The organism is Prevotella sp. E13-27 (genome assembly GCF_023217965.1).
GTDB lineage: Bacteria > Bacteroidota > Bacteroidia > Bacteroidales > Bacteroidaceae > Prevotella.
Window position 1 is genome coordinate 239,340 of record NZ_JALPSC010000002.1, and the last position, 17,451, is coordinate 256,790.

Genomic DNA, 17,451 nt, shown 5'->3' on the forward strand with positions numbered 1-17,451 from the left:
CGGGTAATTGTTGTCTTACCCTTTTCGATAGCAAATTTAATAAATAATCTCATATTTCAAAACATTTTGGCTGTCATTTTTTGTTAAAATGGTTGTATTTTCCCAAATTAACAAAGTTTATGCGCAATAATTGCCTGTTTTAGAGCGATTTTTCGTAATTTCGCCAGCAAATTGCGAAAGAATTATTTTTTATTAAACATAAAACATTGAATAAAAGAATGATTATGAAAAAGTACATGTTGTTGAGTGCAGGTCTTTGCCTTGCATTGGTTCTCACAGGTTGTAAGTCAAAGGAGAGTGCATATAAGCAGGCTTATGAGAAAGCCAAGGCTGCTGAGAGCGCTCAGGCTCATGAGGCTGCTATCGAGGAAACTCCTACAGTTGTTGCAACAGAGACTCCAGTGGTTACCCCTGTTCAGACACGTCCTGTTACTCAGACAAAGGTTGTGGATAACGCTGACAATGTTCGTGTTACAGAGGAGCGCGTTTCTGTAGTAAGTGGTAATGGACTGCGCAACTTCAGCGTTGTAGTAGGTTCTTTCTCTATCATCGCAAATGCCGAAGGTCTTCAGCAGAAACTTAAGAATCAGGGCTATGATGCACAGATTGTAAAGAACGAGCAGAAGAACATGTATCGTGTCGTTGCAACAACATTTGACGACAAGGCATCAGCAGCACAGAGCCGTGACGAGCTCATCGGTACCTATGCTGGCGCATGGTTGCTTTATAATGTAAAATAATAACAGCTTGGCCCGAATCCTTTCTATAGACTACGGACGTAAGCGTACAGGACTGGCAGTCACCGATCCGCTACAGATTATTGCTGGCGGATTGGCGACTGTTTCTACTTCTGAACTCTTTGATTGGCTGAAGGCATACGTTGCGAAAGAGACTGTTGAGCGTATCGTTATTGGCGAACCACGCCAGCTCGATGGCTCGCCCAGTGAGAATCTTGCTCGTGTGCAGCAGTTTGTGAACCGTTGGCGCAAGGCAATGCCTGAAGTACCCATTGAGTTCTACGACGAGAGATTTACATCGGCTTTGGCCCATCAGGCCATGCTCGATGGAGGGCTAAAAAAGAAAGCCCGACAGAACAAGGCGCTAGTTGATGAGATTAGTGCAACAATTATTCTTGAGGACTACATGCGTAGTCGAAAATAAATCGAAAAAGATGATATTACCTATTTATATATATGGACAGCCTGTCCTGAGAAAAGTAGCTGAAGATATTCCTGCCGACTATCCCGACTTGGCGAAGTTTCTTGACGATATGCGTGAGACACTTGCTGCATCGGAAGGTATAGGATTGGCAGCACCGCAGGTGGGACGCGATGTGCGCGTGGTCATCATTGACCTCGATGTTCTTAGCGATGACATGCCTGAATATAAAGGTTTCAAACGTGCTTTCATCAATCCTCATATCATTGAATATGATGAGACCAACATGGAGTCGATGGAAGAGGGATGTCTCTCTTTGCCGGCAATTCATGAGAAGGTGAAGCGCCCTACACGTATTCGTGTCCAGTGGCTTGATGAGGAGATGAATGCTCACGATGAGTGGATAGAAGGCTATCTGGCTCGAGTCATGCAACATGAGTTTGACCACCTCGATGGTAAGATGTTTATTGATCGTGTGTCGCCACTTCGCCGACAGCTCATCAGTAGCAAACTGAAGGCACTTGTCAATGGACGCTATCGTTGTGGCTATAAGACAAAGCCTGTAAGAAGGTAATTGAGAACACCCATACCAGGTCCCTCTCTTACGAAGGGAATTTTTCATAGTTTTGAGTTATGAGTTTTTTATTTGAATTTAATAACAGAAACTATTTTGTCGCCTCTCCCTTGGTGAGGGGATTGGTATGGGCTTCCCTTTTCCTTTTCCCATTGTTATGTGAAGCCCAGTACAATGTGGACCGCCTTATAACGATAGGACGCTCTGCTCTCTACTACGAGGACTATGTGCTGTCAATGCAGTATTTCAATCAGGCAATAGATGCCAAACCTTATCTTTATGAGCCGTGGTTCTTTCGTGGAGTGGCAAAATACAGCCTTGACGACTTTGCAGGCGCTGAGGCTGACTGCAGCGAAGCCATTCAGCGCAACCCCTATGTTGTTAGTGGATATGAGTTGCGAGGAATAGCACGCATACAGCAGAAGAAATACAAAGAGGCAATCGATGACTATAATGTTGCGCTGAAGTATGATCCTGAGAACAGGTCACTATGGCATAACCGTGTGTTGTGTCACATACGCCACGAGGATTATGATGCGGCTCTACTCGAGATAGACTCCATGCTCACACGATGGAGCCGTTATGCACCGGCATATATGATGAGGGCTGATGCCTACATGCAGCAGAAAGATACAGCATCGGCAATCGTGGCACTTGACAAAAGCCTTGAGATAGATCCTTACGATGGACAGATATGGGCGGCTCGCAGTATTATAAGCTTGTCAAGGGAAGAATGGAAGGAGTCGGAAGAATATCTTGACAAAGCCATTCATCTTCAGCCCAAACATGCGGGTAACTATATCAATCGTGCTATGGCGCGATACAACCGTAACAACCTGCGTGGAGCAATGGCAGATTATGATACTGCCCTTGACTTAGAACCCAACAACTTCCTTGGACACTATAACCGTGGATTGCTGCGCGCACAGGTGGGCGATGATAACCGCGCTATCACTGACTTTGACTTTGTGTTGCGCCTTGAGCCTGATAATATAATGGCTCTGTTTAATCGTGCTGTACTGCTTGACCGTACTGGTGATCTCCGAGGTGCAATTCGTGACTATTCAAAAGTTATCGATGAATATCCGAATTTCTGGACAGGACTTGAATTCCGCGCAAGTTGCTACAGACGTTTGGGCATGACTCGTCAGGCAGAACAGGATGAGTTTACGGTTTATAAGGCGCGGCTTGAGAAACATCTCTATGGAAAACAGCCTCGACTGAACAAACGCCAGATGCGTAAGCGAAGCGACGAAGATCCTGAAAAGTACAACCAGCTTGTCATGGAAGATGAGCAGGAAATGGAGCATGAGTATCAGAACGACTATCGTGGCAGGGTACAGAACCGTCGTGTAGAGATGGAGTTTCAGCCTATGTTTGCCCTCTCGTTTGTTCCCATGAAGAGTGATGTGAGGTCATACATGCCTTTCGACCGTCATGTTGATGCTATCAATCATAGAAAGTCTGTTCGCCATATATATATTAATAATGTGTTGCCATCATTCTCGGAAGAAGAGACACATGAGTATTTTGCTTACATAGATTCGCTCTCTTCCCAGATAGCACGTAGTCGTGTGACCAGCGAGACTATGGACTTGCTGCTTCTTAGGGCAGTGGCATTTGCCTCGCTGCAGAATTTTGAATCGGCTATCGATGACTTCTCTACCTACCTGCAGGAAGATTCTGTCTGTGTACCTGCTCTTTGGATGAGAGCCGTGTGTCAGGCTCGCATAAACCAGTTTATGTCGGCCACTGGTAACAATTCCGATAACAGCGCTTCACTTGGCTCGAATGCTGAGCTGAAGAATGCTAATGTGCTGGCAGACCTGAACCATGCCTTAGCGTTAGACCCACAGAACGCTTATATCTATTATAACCGTGCGACGCTCTATGCGCAGCGTCAGGACTACGGAAGGGCAATAGAAGACTATACCCGTGCCATTACCATTGACGCAAACATGGCTGAGGCTTATTTCAACCGAGGTCTCTGTGCAGTTTATCGCAAACAGCTTGAAGCTGGATTGTCAGATTTGAGTAAGGCTGGAGAACTGGGACTTTATTCAGCATATAGTATAATAAAAAAATACCGCAAATAACTATGAGTAGTGAGACATTAGTTTGGAACAAAATCCTGACAGCTGTTCTTAACATGCCAGGAGTAAAGGTTGACCGTGTGGCATTTCTGCGTAAGTCATTGAAGGACTATTGCAACGATCAGCGCCTTGATATGCTCGAGAATGTTCGCCCTTATACGATTACAACGGAAAAGGTCATTGACAGTATTGCTGCTTCATGCATCAATTTTCATACCGCTATGGCAACGACAGGCTCAACAATAGCCGGACTGCCAGGCGGACTGGCTATGGCGGCCACTATCCCAGGTGATATAACACAGTATTATTTTCATGTCGTCGTCTTGTCACAGAAACTGGCCTACCTCTATGGCTTCCCTGATTTCTGCGATGAGAATGGCGAACTGAGCGATGTGGCAAGTGACCTGCTGACAATCTTTATGGGGTCAATGATGGGCGTGAAGGTTGCCGACCAGGGCATAAATGAGTTTGCTGTTGGTTTGGCAAAGTCAGCAGTAGGACGTCTGCCACGCCTTGTCATTACCAAGACGGCCATCTATCCAATAGCTTTGCAGGTGGCTAAGCTCGTTGGCGCCAAACTTACTAAGGAAGGCTTTGCAAAGAGTATTGGTAAGTTGCTTCCAATAGCCGGTGGCGTGTTCTCTGGCACTCTTACCCTGCTCACCTTCAAACCAGGTGCCCGTCGTTTGCAGCGTCGTCTGCAAGCTCAGAGAGTTCATTTCAATGATGGCGATATCGATGCATTGGAGTTCAGTAACATTCGTGCGTCGTTCGTAAAGGCTGAGCAGTCACAGGATAATCCTCAGTCTTGTCAGCTCGCCATTGCGCAGGCAATGGTAAACATGGCAAATATCTCCGATAATATTTCTTCCGACGTTCAGGACCTCATTGAGGAACGCATTGCAAAGACAGAACTGCCAGACAAGGAGCAGATTGAACTGCTCGAATATCTTGGAACGCAGTATAGCTTTGAAGTTGATTACGACCTTCTCGCATGTGATCATGATGTTTCTCTCGAAGCTCTTCGTGGCATGTATGACGTGATGTGTGCTGCCGGTCGTAAGACAATGGCCGAGAAGATGTATCTGTCAATGGCAGCTAAAACTCTTGGTGTGTCGAAGGAAGAACTTGACGAGATAACTGAAATTTAAGTGTTTCTTTTGAAAATACTTTTGTTGTATAAAAAAAATATGTAACTTTGCAAACTGTTTTAAATAATAATGATAAAATGAAGAAGTCTTTCATTAAACAAATCAGCTTTTTTGCTCTGATTGTCACAACCGCTTTTTTGTTGGGTAGCTGCGGTAGCACAAAGAATGTAGCATATTTCCAGAATAGTGATACTGTTGACCTGTCTCAGTCTCAGTTCCTCTATGATGCGAAGATTATGCCTAAGGATCAGCTGACGATAACAGTTAGTACTACAAACGATGAGGCAGCAGTTCCATTCAACCTGACGGTACCCACTCCTCAGTCTGTAAATAGTCGTTCGTCTTATTCTCAGGCAATGCTGCAGACATATCTCGTTGACAATAGTGGAAATATCACTTACCCTATTATAGGCGAGATTCATGTTGGCGGACTGACAAAGTCGGAAGCCGAGAATATGATTCGTGAAAAGATAAAGGTCTATATGGCAGAGACTGAGAATCCTATCGTAACTGTGAGAATGACAGGTTATCAGATATCTGTTATTGGTGAAGTGGCGCGTCCTGGTACATTTACAGTAAGCAGAGAGAAGATTACCGTTCTCGAAGCGTTGGCACAGGCTGGCGACCTGACCATCTATGGCATGCGTAACAATGTGCAGCTTATACGTGAGGATGCTGATGGTAAGAAAGCCATATATTTCCTCAATCTCAACGATGCCAATCTGATTAATTCGCCATATTACTATTTGCAGCAGAATGATGTCATTTATGTGACACCTAATAAAGTGAAGGCCCAGAACTCAAGTGTTGGTAGCATGACATCATTGTGGTTCTCAGCAACATCAATATTAATCTCACTGACATCGCTGCTCTACAATATCTTGAGCAGATAAAAACAGGTGTTGTTATTGTCGGATTAAGTTAATTGATAATTATGAAACGATTATTCCCAATAGCAGCTGTCATTTGTCTGTTGGCTCTAGGCACTTGGTCGTGCAAGGAAAAGAAGAAGAGCGATGACATCATTGTGGCAAAGTATGTGCCTGATGGTCCTAAGGAGCCGATAAGGATGACCATTGACAAGCGCGTCACCCCTGTTGAGTGGCTTGGCAAGAACTATACCATCACCATTAATCGTGCGCCTGCAGACTCGCTGCCTATGTTGAAAGACGAGACTGGACAGGAGTATGTTGACAATAGCGTGTCTGTTGTTATTCAGCGTAGTGACAATACTATGTTCTTCCGTCGTCTGTTCACCAAGAACTCGTTCTCTTCTTATGTTGATGCCAGCTTCCGTAGCGAGGGCTGTCTGGAGAATATCGTCTTTCATGGTATAGAGGATGATAATCTGAAGTTCGGAGCAGTTGTAAGTCGTCCAGGCAATGAAGATGAGTTCGTGCCTATCGACGTTAAGATTGACCGTAATGGTAGCATTTCCATTAGTCAGGGCAAGCTCTTCGACCGCGATGAGGATGCTGATAGCTTAGGAGTTTAGAATTGTAAAGCACTCTTTCGGGTGTGTCAAAATAAAAAACGGCTGCGATTTCGTAGCCGTTTTTGTTTTGTTCTATTCCGTATGCTGCTGGTCCTTTGGTATCTGAAGTTCCAGGTCGTTGCGATGAGCGTAGATATGTGGCGACATAATCTCTACACCTGAAGTGTGGAACTTATCAAGGATATTCTGGCGCAACTCAGAATAGACTATTGACAGAGTCTCTGCCTTGTGGGTATAGGCGTTTATCTCGTATTCCACGTAGAAATCGTCCAACGCTGTTATCACTACAAATGGCTTTGGATTATGTACTATGCCGTGGGTAGCTTCTGCAGCTTCAATGAGCAGCTGTCTTATGAACTGCCAGTTCATGTCGTAGCCTATTGTAACCTTTGTGTGAACTATGATTCCGTAGTCGTGGGCAGCCACCGTGTAGTTAGATGTCTGCGATGTGAGCAGGTTCGAGTTGGGAATAGTTATCACGTCGTTCTTGCGTGTCCTTATGCGAGTCACGAGTACTGTCTTCTCTATGACAAATCCCTCCGTATCGCCGTATTTTATGAAGTCGCCTATGCGGAACGGGCGCATATAGGTCATTACCATTCCTGCCATCACGTTGCCAATGATTGAAGATGAGCCGAGCGACACGATGATACCTATGAATACCGACACTCCTTGGAACACCTCTGAGTTGGAACTGGGCAGCAAAGGCCATATCATCACAAACATGAACGAATAGCAGAGCACCCTGACAATGACAAAAGTTGGGTGGGCCCAGTCAGCATAGAAACCGTTTATCTTCAGCTTGCCGGCAGCAATCTCGTTGGTGAAATACTTTATGCCCTTTACCAGATAGTGGAAGCACACCACTATTATTATAATCTTGATGAGGTTGGGCAGGAAGCCTACTATGGCATCGAATATGTCTTTTATCGGGTCAACTATATAGCCGTAGATGGTGTAAGCGAAATCCTTTGTCTCTGGGAATGCAGAGAAGAGTAGGGGAATGCTGACCAGCAACTGGAGTATTATGATGAAGATGAAGATGATGCGGAACGTGACGAGCGATGCTACACCTATCTGATGCATGTTCAGGAATTCGTAGTCTTTTATGCTTATCGGCTTTGCTTTCTTAAGAAGCAGTCGTGTCAGCCTTAGTCGCCAGCGCATGTAGAGCCATTTTGTCAGTCGGTATGCGAACCACTGTCCTGCAAGGATGAGTACTATGAAAAGTATTCCGAGAATCTTCTGTTGCAATCCATAGTCTGCATGCAGCTCCTTTACTTTCGCTTCAATTATCTTGCAGTATTTGTTGGCTAACTCCTGGCGGGTGGTGTTTTCCCAAAGAGCATCCTCTAAGCTGATGCTTAGTATTACATCTTCGCCAATCATGATGTCGCTAAAGTACTCACCTTCAAACACATAGCAGCTGTCTGAGAAGAATGTGAGGCTCTTGCCGCGCTCGTTGATAATCTTCTCGGCGCTCTCTATGCGCAGGTCGGGCGTCATGCCGCCTTTCCTGGCATAGAGCTTCAGCAGCGTGTCGCCGTCGATAACAAGCGGAGCTCCAGCCGTTATGCTGCGCAGAGAGTCTATGCTTGCCTTTCGTCGCGCAAGTTGCAGCGAGTCGCGCCTGTTGTTAGCGTCTGTGCGCGACAGTTGCTCGCGCATCATTATCTCGCGCAACTGATGTTCATGTAACTGACTCTGCAGGTCTTTGATTATCGAATCGCTGTCAGCTCTCTCTTGTGCAGCCGAAGGGAGAAGCAGTAAAAAACAAAGGGTGAAAAGTAAGGTTAGTCTATGTTTCATGTCTGTTTTTAGTATAGATTGCTTTGCAAATTTACGTAATTGAATCTAAACGAGCAAGTTTTGAAGCGATTTTTAATCAGATTACTTTTATTATTTGGGAGGAAAGTTGTATCTTTGCACTCGAAACATGTTTTTATTGCGCATAATTATGAAAAAGATTCTATTACTCATATCCGTTTCTATACTGTCGCTCGTGGCTAATGGTCAGACCCGTGACCCAAACAACAAGTATCTGGTATGGACGAACAATATAGTCTTCTCGCAGGAAAAGGTTGATACCGTCAAGGAGGAAGTGCCTGAGGAAGAGAAAGCTAAGTCTTTCATCGAGAAGTATTTCCGTTATGAGAGCATGTGCGACTGGCGTGAAGGCATGCGCTTCATGGTCATTCCCGACAAGAAGGACATGGTCATTCGCACATTTGTTGACAGCATCACGGGCAGACTTGTCAGCAGCATGTCGCTGCGCCATAAGATTATGGTCTATAAAGGCCATTCTGGCGAAGGTGATCTTCACGAGAGGGTGAACTTCGTGTGCGAAGACGATGGCAAGGCCTACTATTACGAGTTGCCCACGGCAAGCTTCATGGACTATTGCTACACCAAGACTGGTGTGCCCACACTGGCTTACCTCGGCGATGTGGATACGGCTGTTGAGCAGCTTGTGGGAAAGCGCCTGGTAACAAAGTTTCCTAAATACAATGTCGATGTGAGTACCACAAGCTATGGCTACGAGAAAATCGATGTGCCAGTGGGCACTGAGGTTACTGTTGTGGCAGCCGGCGTGGGAACACGTAACTATCCTGTTAAGCTTATCGTTGCCGACGATACAGGCCGTGAGTTCTTCCAGACGGTAGCCATCAGCTTCACCAATAGTGGCATGCGCGACGATGAGTTCCTTGAGGAGGATAACCTCAAGCACACCTTCGACGGCTCTTTCGAACTGTTGGGCGATGTTGCCCATGATGAGCAGAAATATCAGAAGTTCGTTGGCAACAACGTTATGACGCTCTATGAGACCACAATGGATAAGGGTGGTCAGCGTGTTACCGTGCCTCGCATGACCAGCTTCACCATCAGCGCTATGCATATTGTACGTGGCACTGAGAATAAAGTTAAGGTCGTTCTTGAGGCTAATGGCGAGAAATATGCCAAGGTCGTTACCTTCGCACGCGAGAATGTTGCTGGCGACATAGCCGGCATGCGTGAAGACTATTATTATGATCTCTTTGCAAGCGGCAATGTGGGTAACATCAAAGGCGTGAGAAAAGAGAACCTCCCCGATATACGCCGTTCTATAATACGTGTGGGCTTCAACGAGGCCGAGGTTAAGCTGGCACTTGGTGAGCCTAACGGTAAGGGAAAGGCCAAGAAAGGCATGTACACCTGGGTGTATAACTCAAATATGAATAGAAAGAACTGTATCGTGTTCTTCAGCAGCAATACCAAGAAGGTTAAGTATGTGAGGAAGTAGCCTCATTCACCCCGTAGCCGAAGAGCGCAAAGTCACCTTTCAAAGGATCATCTGGGAAAATCTTAGCGAGTTCTGCTGTCAGTCTGATGGCAGAACTCATGCTTGTTGTACGGCTTTTGAGCAGTCCCATGCGCATCGACTGGTTCAGCACGTGGGTGTCCATAGGCATTATTATCGTGCGGCGGTCTATGAAGTCTGCCCATAGTCCGATGTCAACGGGCGAGTCGCTTCTCACCATCCATCTAAGGAACATGCACACCCGTTTGCATGCCGACTGCGTGTCCTTGGGCACAACCACGCTTATGCCTTGTTGTGCGAAATAGTCGCATATGGCCTTTACTACCGACAGCCCGTCAGAGGCATGCTGGCGAACATAGCTGCCCAGTGTGCCGTGTTCTTTAAGCAGATGCTGGTAGGCGGTGAGAAAACTGTTCATCGTGTCGTTGTTGTATAGCCGGTAGAAGCATCTCGTGTCGCCCTCCTTGAACTGTTGGGCGAAGGCGCCTTTTAGAACCCACTCGTGAACGTTGCCTTCCGACCACTGTCTTATCAGCTCAATCTTTTTCATGAACTGCTGTCGGCTGCCGTAGCTCAGACATGAAGCAATGAAAGCCATAGCCTCTTGGTTCTCAGCACCGTTTACCTGATGCATGAACCATGAAGGGTCGCCGTCAAGAAAGTCTTTCGTTTCGTAACGGTTGGCGTGGCTTATAAGCACTTCTCTGATGTTCTGTTCCATTTCTTCTGTGGCTTTTTTTATTCTTTCCTCACATTTACCGTGAGCCCTTCGCGGTCAAATTCTATTCCGCTGCGCTCAACAAACTGGCTTAGCACACCCTCTGCGGCAAGCTCTTTGGCGGTGCCCACGTTCAGCCCATCCTTGTGCATCAGCCAGATGGTGTCAGCCACCTGCAATGCCAGCTCCAGATCGTGGGTTGACATGAAGATGGTCTTCTCCATCTCTCGTGCCAGCCTGCGCAACAGCTGCATCACCTCCACCTTCGATGGGAAGTCGAGAAATGCCGTCGGCTCGTCTAAAAATATAATAGGTGTCTGCTGTGCCAGCGCCTTTGCTATCATCACCTTCTGGCGCTCGCCGTCGCTTAGCGTGTCAATATATCGGCTGCTAAGCTCGCTGATGCCCACCTTCTCTATGCTGTCATCCACTATAGCGTAGTCCTCTGCCGAGAGCGTGCCCCAGAAGCCTGTGTAGGGCGAGCGTCCCAGCCCCACGAGCTCTCTTACGGTCATGTTTCTCACGTCGGGCTTCTCCGTGAGCACCACGCCTATTGTCTGGCTCAGCTGTTTGTCGTTATAGCTGTCTATCGGCTTTCCTAAGATGTCTATCCTGCCTTCTATTCTGGGCTGGAAAGCCGACAGCGTGCGCAGAAGTGTCGATTTGCCTATACCGTTGCTGCCTAACAGACATGTCAGCTCACCCTGCATGATGCTCGCCGACAGGTTCCGCTGCACTATGCGGGTGTTGCGCTTCGTGTCGTAGCCTATTGACAGACCGTCAATTTTTATTGATGGAGTAGTCATGTTCCACATAGTTTGTCAGCTCCACGAACTGCTCTATTGTCAGCTGTTCAGGTCGCAGTGTGAGCATGTCCGCATGTTCTGTGAAGATGGCTGCGTCGGCAGGCAGCATCTGTTTCAGCGATACGCGTAGCATCTTCCTTCGCTGGTTGAACGTGGTCTTCACCACCTGTTTGAACAGCTGCTCGTTGCAGTCCAGCTTCTGCACCTTGTTGCGTGTCATGCGTATCACCGCGCTCTGCACCTTTGGCGGTGGATTGAACACGTCGGGTTCCACGGTGAAGAGATACTCCACGTCGTACCACGCCTGTATCAGTACCGACAGAATGCCATACTGCTTGTTGCCTGGCTTGCTCGCCATTCTCAGCGCCACCTCGCGTTGTATCATGCCCGTGCAGCAGGGAATGAGGTCGCGGTTGTCAAGCATCTTGAAGAATATCTGCGATGATATGTCGTATGGGTAGTTGCCTGTTAGAACGAACTGTCCTCCGTCGAACAGCGTGCGCAGATCCATTCGCAGGAAGTCGTCGCCTATGATATTGTCGCGCAGTCGTGGGAAGTTCTCGTTCAGATAGTCCACCGACTCGCGGTCTATCTCCACCACTCGCAGTGGTCGTGGCTTCTCCACCAGATATTGTGTCATCACGCCCATGCCTGGACCAACCTCCAGCACCGGTATGTCGGGGCAAGCGTCCACTGTGTCCGCTATTCTCTTCGCTATTGACAGGTCGGTCAGAAAGTGCTGACCGAGGTTCTTCTTTGGTCTAACTTGTTTCATGGGTACAAAGTTACATAAAAACGAGAGAAGAGCGAAAGAAAAGTTTATTTTTCTTTCCTATTCCGAGTGCTAAGTAACTTCGACGGAGTCAAAGTTACATAAAGTCGAGCGAATTACAAAAGGAAAGCGAGCTTTTCTTTTTATTTCCGAGACAAAGCACTTCTTGCGTCCCTTTGGTAGCAAGCATCACCCTTCTGGATGCCGAGCGCATCGGAGCTATGGGCACTGGAGAGCCTTATAGAGGAAGTGTGATTCATCGAATTATTCCAATTCCAATTATTCCAATTAAAAAAAGAGGGGCATGTATTCTGTGTTATATTATATAACTAATTGATATATAGATATTTATATATATAATAAAGAAAAAGCATACCCTCAAAATAAAACTGGAATAACTGGAATTGGAATAGATAGTAACATTAACAACATTATTATTTCATCTAAAAAGCTTATAATCAATGAGATACAACATAACAACAAACAAGGCACCCGAGATGCCTAACCTCGGAAAAGGTACAGAATGTATCAAATAATTGCTCTCACAGGCCTCAAAAGATATGTACGAACCCCTAGTTCTGATGTTTTTCCCTCATTTGTCGCACATAACTTCGACACAAAATTTCAGCATCATAACCTCATTCGGTAGGAAAAGTGCGCGATAATGGGTAATCTGATATTAAAAAGTGGAGATAACAAGGGTCAATTGACCGATTTGGCTAAGGCTATCTGTCATTATTACAGAAGCGTTTGGCTTAAACACTCGGAGCGTTCTTACCAAACGCTTCGGGAGATTGGTAAGAAGTGAGAGGTAAGAGAAAAGCCTGAAGTCAAAAAGTCTATAAAGAGTTTCAAAAAAATGGAAGATATTTGTGGGAAAGGGGATTTCTTCGTACCTTCGCGAAAAACTTGTTGGCAACGAAGAAGAATGACTGTTTCGAATATGATAAAAAGACTGGTGTTGCTGGTGTTGCTGGTGCTGGCCGTTAGCACTACTATGCAGGCGCAGACCGCCAGCGAGTGGCGCGACTCACTGGCAGAGCTTAACCGACAGATAAGGCAATGGCCTACGTCGGTTGACCTGCGACTGAAGAAGGCGGCGGTGAACATTGAGCTGGGGCAGTGGGAGTATGCCATCGATGAGTATAGCAAGGTGCTGGAAATGGACTCCCGCAATCTGGCGGCACTTTATTTCAGGGCTTATGCCAACAGTAACCTGAGGCATTATGACCTGTCGATGCGTGACTATGAGGCTTTCCTGGCTGTGGTGCCGAAGCATTTCGAGGCACAGCTGGGACTGGCAATGGTGAAGAGGAAGATGGGACGCAGGAACGACGCGCTCGACGAGCTGAACAGGCTGGTGCAGCTGTTTCCTGACTCTACTATGGCTTATGCCTCACGCGCCAGCTATGAGGCTGAACTGCAGCAATGGGAGGTGGCGCTGTATGACTGGGACGAGGCTATGAAGCGAGATCCGAAGAACGTGGACTTCCTGGTGTCGAAGGTTGACATACTGCTGCGACTGAAACGATATGACGAGGCATGGGCGTTGCTGCAGGACGCAATGAAGAGGGGAGTGCCACGATCGGCGCTGAAAGAATGGATTGACAGGTGTAAATGATAAAAACAGTCAAGGAGTTAGAGGAAGAGGAATAAAAAAGCATAAAAAAAGTTAATAGTGGGAGAAAACTACTGGCTTGCAGGTGCAAACTCACTTCTTTTTAGTACCTTTGCAGCCCGAAATGAGTCCGTGGAGGCTGGGTGAAGTGTGTACGGACGTACGCCGCCTTACGGAAAAAACCCTATTTACAAACAAAACAAACAATGTACGCAATTGTAGAAATTCAGGGTCAGCAGTTCAAGGCTGAAGAGGGCAAGAAGCTCTTCGTGCACCACATGAAAGACGTGGAGGCAGGCAAGACTGTTGAGTTTGACAAGGTGCTGCTCGTAGATGCCGACGGCGCTGTCAAGGTTGGCGCACCCACCGTAGCTGGTGCAAAAGTAGTAGTAGAAGTAGTGAACCCAATGGTTAAGGGCGACAAGGTCATCGTCTTCAAGATGAAGCGTCGTAAGGACTCACGCAAGCGCAATGGTCACCGTGAGCAGTTCACTCAGGTAGAAGTTAAACAGGTAATCGCTTAAAACGTAGGAGGAACAAGAAATGGCACATAAAAAAGGTGTAGGTAGTTCTAAGAACGGCCGCGAGAGTGCAGCTCAGCGACTCGGCGTGAAGATCTGGGGTGGACAGAAGGTACAGGCTGGTAACATTATCGTTCGTCAGCGCGGTACACATCACAATCCAGGCAACGGCGTAGGTATAGGTAAGGACGACACTCTGTTTGCCCTCATTGACGGCACAGTGAACTTCCATAAGGGAAAGTTCAATAAGAGCGTTGTTTCAGTAATTCCTGAAGCCGAAGCTTAAACTTACAAACAAACAACTTATTCCAAACAAACAACAGAAATAACCCTGACTTCTCAATGAGGAGTCAGGGCTTCTGCTTTTTTTGACTATAGAGGTTTTGACTATAGAGGTTTTGACTATAGACTTTAGACTTTATGCTTTTCTCTCACCTCTTACCTCTTACCTCTCACCTCTCACCTCTAACTAAGCAGTATTCCGAGGGTGACGGTGAGGCCGTAGATGAAGATGTTGCGGGCTGTGGCACCAAGGCACTCGTTGAGCTGACGACCCTTCCAGATGCGCTTCATCTTACGCCAGGTGAAGACATGAAGTACGAGGTAGAGTAGGGGAAGTACCGATGCCAGCCAGTGACCATAGGCGATAAAGATGGTGCCCATGAAACAGGGCACTATGCCCACGGCGAGATAGAGGCGGATGGTGGCCTTCTCGCCAATCTTAAGGACGAGTGTCTGCTTGCCTGCCACACGGTCTGTGTCGCGGTCGCGGAAGTTGTTGACCAGCAGCAGCGCATCGATGACAATGCCACAGGCTACTGACGCGATGAGCACCTCTGGCGTGAATGTGTGAAGCTGTACGTAGTAGGTGATGCTCACTGGCACTATGCCGAAGAATACTAACACGAGGACATCGCCCATGCCGATATAGGACAGATGGGTGGTGTAGAGAAAGCAGAACAGCACACAGAGAATGCCGATGAGTATCATCTCCAGTCCGCCATAGACGATGAGCGGCAGGCCGATGAAACACGACGCGCAGGTGGTGATGGCAATTGCATGCTTCATGGCGTTGGGCGTTACCCATCCCTGGGTGCAGGCTCGCTCAGGACCTAAGCGCGTCTCTCTGTCGTCGGTACCTTTTACGTAGTCGAAGAAATCGTTGATGAAGTTGGCATCAATCTGCATGGCCATGGCGAAAAGAAGACACAGACAGGCGGCTGTCCAGTCGAACGGAGCTCCGAAATAGTGCTGTGCATCGCGATAGGCAAGGGCCAGACCAATCATCACGGGAACGGCTGCGCCCGTGAGTGTCTTAGGGCGTGCTGCCAGTATCCATGCCTTTAGGGAGTTGAGCTTCACATCGCTGGTGGACGTGGAGCTGTTGTTGCTGTCGTTCATAGAAGAAAAGCTGATCTTTTGCTGTTACTCAATGACGGTCATGCGCATCTCGATATCGTCAAGGGGACGGTCGGCGCGTCCTGTGGCTGTGCCCTGAATCATCTCGACAACATCGAGACCTTCTTCCACTTCGCCAAAAACGGTATATTGGCCGTCGAGATGTGGAGTGCCGCCAACGGTGGAGTAGAGCTTTAGTTGAGCCTCGCTCATGCCGTCGTTGCCAGCCTGCTTCTCTGCCTCGGCTACAAGCTTGTCCTGAAGCTCCTGCAGACCGGCACGGTTGCGGTCGCGGCGCATCTGCATGATCTCGTCACGATGTTGGGCGGCCAGCTGATTGAATATGCCCTGGACACGCTGCATCCTAAGTTGCTTAGAGAACTGGCGCAGCTGACCTTCGTTATAGACCTGTCCCCAGACGATGTAGAACTGTGAGCCGCTGCTTCTGCGCTCAGGGTTCACCTCGTCGCCCTGGCGTGCTGCTGCCAAGGCGCCACGCTTGTGGTAAAGGCCGTCCTTAATCTCGGCCTCAAGGGTATAGTCTGGGCCGCCTACGCCAAGCATCTTGCCTGCTGGTGCTTCTTTTGAGTCGGGGTCGCCGCCCTGAATCATGAAGTCTTTTATAACACGGTGGAAGAGCGTGCCGTCGTAATAGCCTTCTTTTGCAAGTTTGAGGAAATTATCGCGATGGATGGGTGTCTCATCGTAGAGGCGCACAACGATGTCGCCAAGCATGGTTTGTATCTTTACTCTCATGTCTTATTATATTAATGTGTAAATGTTTGGTGCAAAAGTACTAATTATCGGGCAAATTCGTGTAGGATTATGTGTGGAATTGAAAATAATTAGTTAATTTTGCAGGCATAACCTCATAAATAATAGCCATTGCCATGCTACAGAATACCCCAAGCCTTGATTTAGTGGAGTTCATAGAGACCCAGATATTGCCACAGTATGCAAACTTTGATAAGGCGCACTCGCTGGAACACGTCACTCGTGTGATAAGACGCTCGCTTGAGCTGGTGCGCTCAACGGGCGTGGATGTCAACATGGCATATACCATTGCTGCTTATCACGACGTGGGAATGTCGGGTCCAAGGGCTGTTCATCACATCACGGGAGGTAAGATACTTGCTTCTGATGCACGTTTGAAGCGCTGGTTCTCGGCAGAGCAGATAAAGGTTATGAAGGAGGCTATAGAGGACCATCGCGCATCGGCATCGCATGCTCCAAGAACCATTTATGGCAAGGTGATAGCCGAAGCCGACAGAGACCTGTCGTCGGAAGTGGTGTTCCGTCGCGCCGTGCAGTATGGGCTCGACAAGTATCCGGAGCTTGACGAGGAGGGACAATGGAAGCGCTTCCGCGAACACATGGAGAGCAAATACTCTGAACGCGGTTATATCAAACTGTGGATACAGAACTCACCCAACGAACAGCGTCTGCGTGAGCTGCGCACCATCATCGCCAACGACACTCTTCTACGTCAGCACTTCAATAAGTTCTATGCTGAAGAGGTGAGAGGTTAGTCTAAATGGAAAAGCTCTGGTAGGGGAATGGTTACCGGCGAGTTGTCAGGATTGACCTCCATGATGTCGGCCATCATGTCCCACCAGCGTTGAGTTATTGGGTCAACATTCTCTGTGTCCTGTGAGTTGCCCTCCTTGGTGCATTCCTGATAGGCAAAAAGGATGTTGGTGTCACGGTCCCAATAGATGCTGTAGTTCTGTACTCCCTGCTCCTTGATCATCTGTTTCAACTCTGGCCAGATGGCGGCGTGGCGTTTCTCGTACTCTTCCTCAAAGCCTGGCTTCAGGAACATTTTAAATGCGAATCTACGTGTCATAAT

Annotated in this window: 18 protein-coding genes and 1 pseudogene; 12 read left to right on the plus strand and 7 right to left on the minus strand. The window is 47.6% G+C overall.

Annotated features, from left to right (window positions below):
• Positions 1–224 precede the first annotated feature (224 nt).
• The 7 genes from M1L52_RS09935 to M1L52_RS09965 all read left to right on the plus strand — a co-directional run bounded on the left by M1L52_RS09935 (position 225) and on the right by M1L52_RS09965 (position 6,471).
• Complete coding sequence (locus tag M1L52_RS09935) at positions 225–740, plus strand: SPOR domain-containing protein (RefSeq protein ID WP_248614831.1); 516 nt, start codon at positions 225–227, stop codon at positions 738–740.
• 7 nt (positions 741–747) lie between these two features.
• Positions 748–1,161, plus strand: coding sequence for a Holliday junction resolvase RuvX (ruvX, locus tag M1L52_RS09940; RefSeq protein WP_248614834.1), 414 nt, complete (start codon positions 748–750; stop codon positions 1,159–1,161).
• Positions 1,162–1,171: 10 nt separating this feature from the next.
• Positions 1,172–1,732, plus strand: coding sequence for a peptide deformylase (def, locus tag M1L52_RS09945; protein ID WP_248614836.1), 561 nt, complete (start codon positions 1,172–1,174; stop codon positions 1,730–1,732).
• 59 nt (positions 1,733–1,791) lie between these two features.
• On the plus strand, positions 1,792–3,828 hold the full coding sequence (locus M1L52_RS09950; protein ID WP_248614838.1) for a tetratricopeptide repeat protein: 2,037 nt from the start codon (positions 1,792–1,794) through the stop codon (positions 3,826–3,828).
• A 2-nt stretch (positions 3,829–3,830) separates the two neighbouring features.
• Complete coding sequence (locus M1L52_RS09955; RefSeq protein ID WP_248614841.1) at positions 3,831–4,976, plus strand: hypothetical protein; 1,146 nt, start codon at positions 3,831–3,833, stop codon at positions 4,974–4,976.
• 77 nt (positions 4,977–5,053) lie between these two features.
• A complete protein-coding gene (locus M1L52_RS09960) occupies positions 5,054–5,869 on the plus strand; it encodes a polysaccharide biosynthesis/export family protein (protein ID WP_248614843.1) in 816 nt (271 codons plus the stop codon).
• A gap of 41 nt (positions 5,870–5,910) precedes the next feature.
• Positions 5,911–6,471, plus strand: a complete 561-nt coding sequence (locus tag M1L52_RS09965; RefSeq protein WP_248614844.1) for a DUF4738 domain-containing protein — start codon at positions 5,911–5,913, stop codon at positions 6,469–6,471.
• Between the two features lie 72 nt (positions 6,472–6,543).
• On the opposite strand, the gene M1L52_RS09970 is transcribed toward M1L52_RS09965, so the two are convergent.
• Positions 6,544–8,280 (minus strand): mechanosensitive ion channel family protein, encoded by a 1,737-nt coding sequence (locus M1L52_RS09970; RefSeq protein ID WP_248614845.1) that lies wholly within the window; start codon positions 8,278–8,280, stop codon positions 6,544–6,546.
• 148 nt (positions 8,281–8,428) lie between these two features.
• Here M1L52_RS09970 and M1L52_RS09975 point away from each other — a divergent pair, with 148 nt between their 5' ends.
• Entirely contained in the window at positions 8,429–9,751 is a 1,323-nt protein-coding gene (locus M1L52_RS09975; RefSeq protein WP_248614846.1) for a hypothetical protein, read from the plus strand.
• Here M1L52_RS09975 and M1L52_RS09980 read toward each other — a convergent pair.
• The 3 genes and pseudogenes from M1L52_RS09980 to rsmA form a co-directional block, all read right to left on the minus strand.
• Positions 9,732–10,490 (minus strand): TIGR02757 family protein, encoded by a 759-nt coding sequence (locus M1L52_RS09980; RefSeq protein ID WP_248614847.1) that lies wholly within the window; start codon positions 10,488–10,490, stop codon positions 9,732–9,734. The two genes, M1L52_RS09975 and M1L52_RS09980, sit on opposite strands and share 20 nt — an antisense overlap.
• 47 nt (positions 10,491–10,537) lie before the next feature.
• Positions 10,538–11,293 (minus strand): annotated as a pseudogene (locus tag M1L52_RS09985) (ABC transporter ATP-binding protein); the annotation flags it as partial.
• Positions 11,268–12,068 (minus strand): 16S rRNA (adenine(1518)-N(6)/adenine(1519)-N(6))-dimethyltransferase RsmA, encoded by an 801-nt coding sequence (rsmA, locus tag M1L52_RS09990; protein WP_248614851.1) that lies wholly within the window; start codon positions 12,066–12,068, stop codon positions 11,268–11,270. The gene rsmA and the pseudogene M1L52_RS09985, both read right to left, overlap by 26 nt.
• 940 nt (positions 12,069–13,008) lie before the next feature.
• Here rsmA and M1L52_RS09995 point away from each other — a divergent pair.
• The 3 genes from M1L52_RS09995 (at position 13,009) to rpmA (ending at position 14,490) form a co-directional block, all read left to right on the plus strand.
• Positions 13,009–13,686: a tetratricopeptide repeat protein gene (locus M1L52_RS09995; RefSeq protein WP_248614852.1), complete on the plus strand. Its 678-nt coding sequence runs from the start codon at positions 13,009–13,011 to the stop codon at positions 13,684–13,686.
• Positions 13,687–13,889: 203 nt separating this feature from the next.
• Positions 13,890–14,207, plus strand: a complete 318-nt coding sequence (rplU, locus tag M1L52_RS10000) for a 50S ribosomal protein L21 (protein WP_248614854.1) — start codon at positions 13,890–13,892, stop codon at positions 14,205–14,207.
• 19 nt (positions 14,208–14,226) lie between these two features.
• Positions 14,227–14,490, plus strand: coding sequence for a 50S ribosomal protein L27 (gene rpmA / locus M1L52_RS10005; RefSeq protein ID WP_248614855.1), 264 nt, complete (start codon positions 14,227–14,229; stop codon positions 14,488–14,490).
• 179 nt (positions 14,491–14,669) lie between these two features.
• Here rpmA and menA read toward each other — a convergent pair whose 3' ends face one another.
• Both menA and M1L52_RS10015 read right to left on the minus strand, forming a co-directional pair.
• Entirely contained in the window at positions 14,670–15,605 is a 936-nt protein-coding gene (menA, locus tag M1L52_RS10010; RefSeq protein ID WP_248614856.1) for a 1,4-dihydroxy-2-naphthoate octaprenyltransferase, read from the minus strand.
• 24 nt (positions 15,606–15,629) lie between these two features.
• Entirely contained in the window at positions 15,630–16,358 is a 729-nt protein-coding gene (locus M1L52_RS10015; RefSeq protein ID WP_248614857.1) for a peptidylprolyl isomerase, read from the minus strand.
• Positions 16,359–16,492: 134 nt separating this feature from the next.
• Here M1L52_RS10015 and M1L52_RS10020 point away from each other — a divergent pair, with 134 nt between their 5' ends.
• Positions 16,493–17,131: an HD domain-containing protein gene (locus M1L52_RS10020; RefSeq protein WP_248614858.1), complete on the plus strand. Its 639-nt coding sequence runs from the start codon at positions 16,493–16,495 to the stop codon at positions 17,129–17,131.
• Here the strand turns inward: M1L52_RS10020 and rhaM are convergent.
• Positions 17,128–17,448, minus strand: coding sequence for an L-rhamnose mutarotase (gene rhaM, locus M1L52_RS10025; RefSeq protein WP_248614859.1), 321 nt, complete (start codon positions 17,446–17,448; stop codon positions 17,128–17,130). The genes M1L52_RS10020 and rhaM overlap by 4 nt on opposite strands.
• Between the last annotated feature and the right edge of the window lie 3 nt (positions 17,449–17,451).

Coding starts and splice junctions, on each gene's coding strand:
- M1L52_RS09935 (WP_248614831.1), top strand. CDS start 225: ATGAAAAAGTACATGTTGTTGAGTGCAGGTCTTTGCCTTGCATTGGTT.
- def (WP_248614836.1), top strand. CDS start 1,172: ATGATATTACCTATTTATATATATGGACAGCCTGTCCTGAGAAAAGTA.
- M1L52_RS09950 (WP_248614838.1), top strand. CDS start 1,792: ATGAGTTTTTTATTTGAATTTAATAACAGAAACTATTTTGTCGCCTCT.
- M1L52_RS09955 (WP_248614841.1), top strand. CDS start 3,831: ATGAGTAGTGAGACATTAGTTTGGAACAAAATCCTGACAGCTGTTCTT.
- M1L52_RS09960 (WP_248614843.1), top strand. CDS start 5,054: ATGAAGAAGTCTTTCATTAAACAAATCAGCTTTTTTGCTCTGATTGTC.
- M1L52_RS09965 (WP_248614844.1), top strand. CDS start 5,911: ATGAAACGATTATTCCCAATAGCAGCTGTCATTTGTCTGTTGGCTCTA.
- M1L52_RS09970 (WP_248614845.1), bottom strand. CDS start 8,280: ATGAAACATAGACTAACCTTACTTTTCACCCTTTGTTTTTTACTGCTT.
- M1L52_RS09975 (WP_248614846.1), top strand. CDS start 8,429: ATGAAAAAGATTCTATTACTCATATCCGTTTCTATACTGTCGCTCGTG.
- M1L52_RS09980 (WP_248614847.1), bottom strand. CDS start 10,490: ATGGAACAGAACATCAGAGAAGTGCTTATAAGCCACGCCAACCGTTAC.
- rsmA (WP_248614851.1), bottom strand. CDS start 12,068: ATGAAACAAGTTAGACCAAAGAAGAACCTCGGTCAGCACTTTCTGACC.
- M1L52_RS09995 (WP_248614852.1), top strand. CDS start 13,009: ATGATAAAAAGACTGGTGTTGCTGGTGTTGCTGGTGCTGGCCGTTAGC.
- rplU (WP_248614854.1), top strand. CDS start 13,890: ATGTACGCAATTGTAGAAATTCAGGGTCAGCAGTTCAAGGCTGAAGAG.
- rpmA (WP_248614855.1), top strand. CDS start 14,227: ATGGCACATAAAAAAGGTGTAGGTAGTTCTAAGAACGGCCGCGAGAGT.
- menA (WP_248614856.1), bottom strand. CDS start 15,605: ATGAACGACAGCAACAACAGCTCCACGTCCACCAGCGATGTGAAGCTC.
- M1L52_RS10015 (WP_248614857.1), bottom strand. CDS start 16,358: ATGAGAGTAAAGATACAAACCATGCTTGGCGACATCGTTGTGCGCCTC.
- M1L52_RS10020 (WP_248614858.1), top strand. CDS start 16,493: ATGCTACAGAATACCCCAAGCCTTGATTTAGTGGAGTTCATAGAGACC.
- rhaM (WP_248614859.1), bottom strand. CDS start 17,448: ATGACACGTAGATTCGCATTTAAAATGTTCCTGAAGCCAGGCTTTGAG.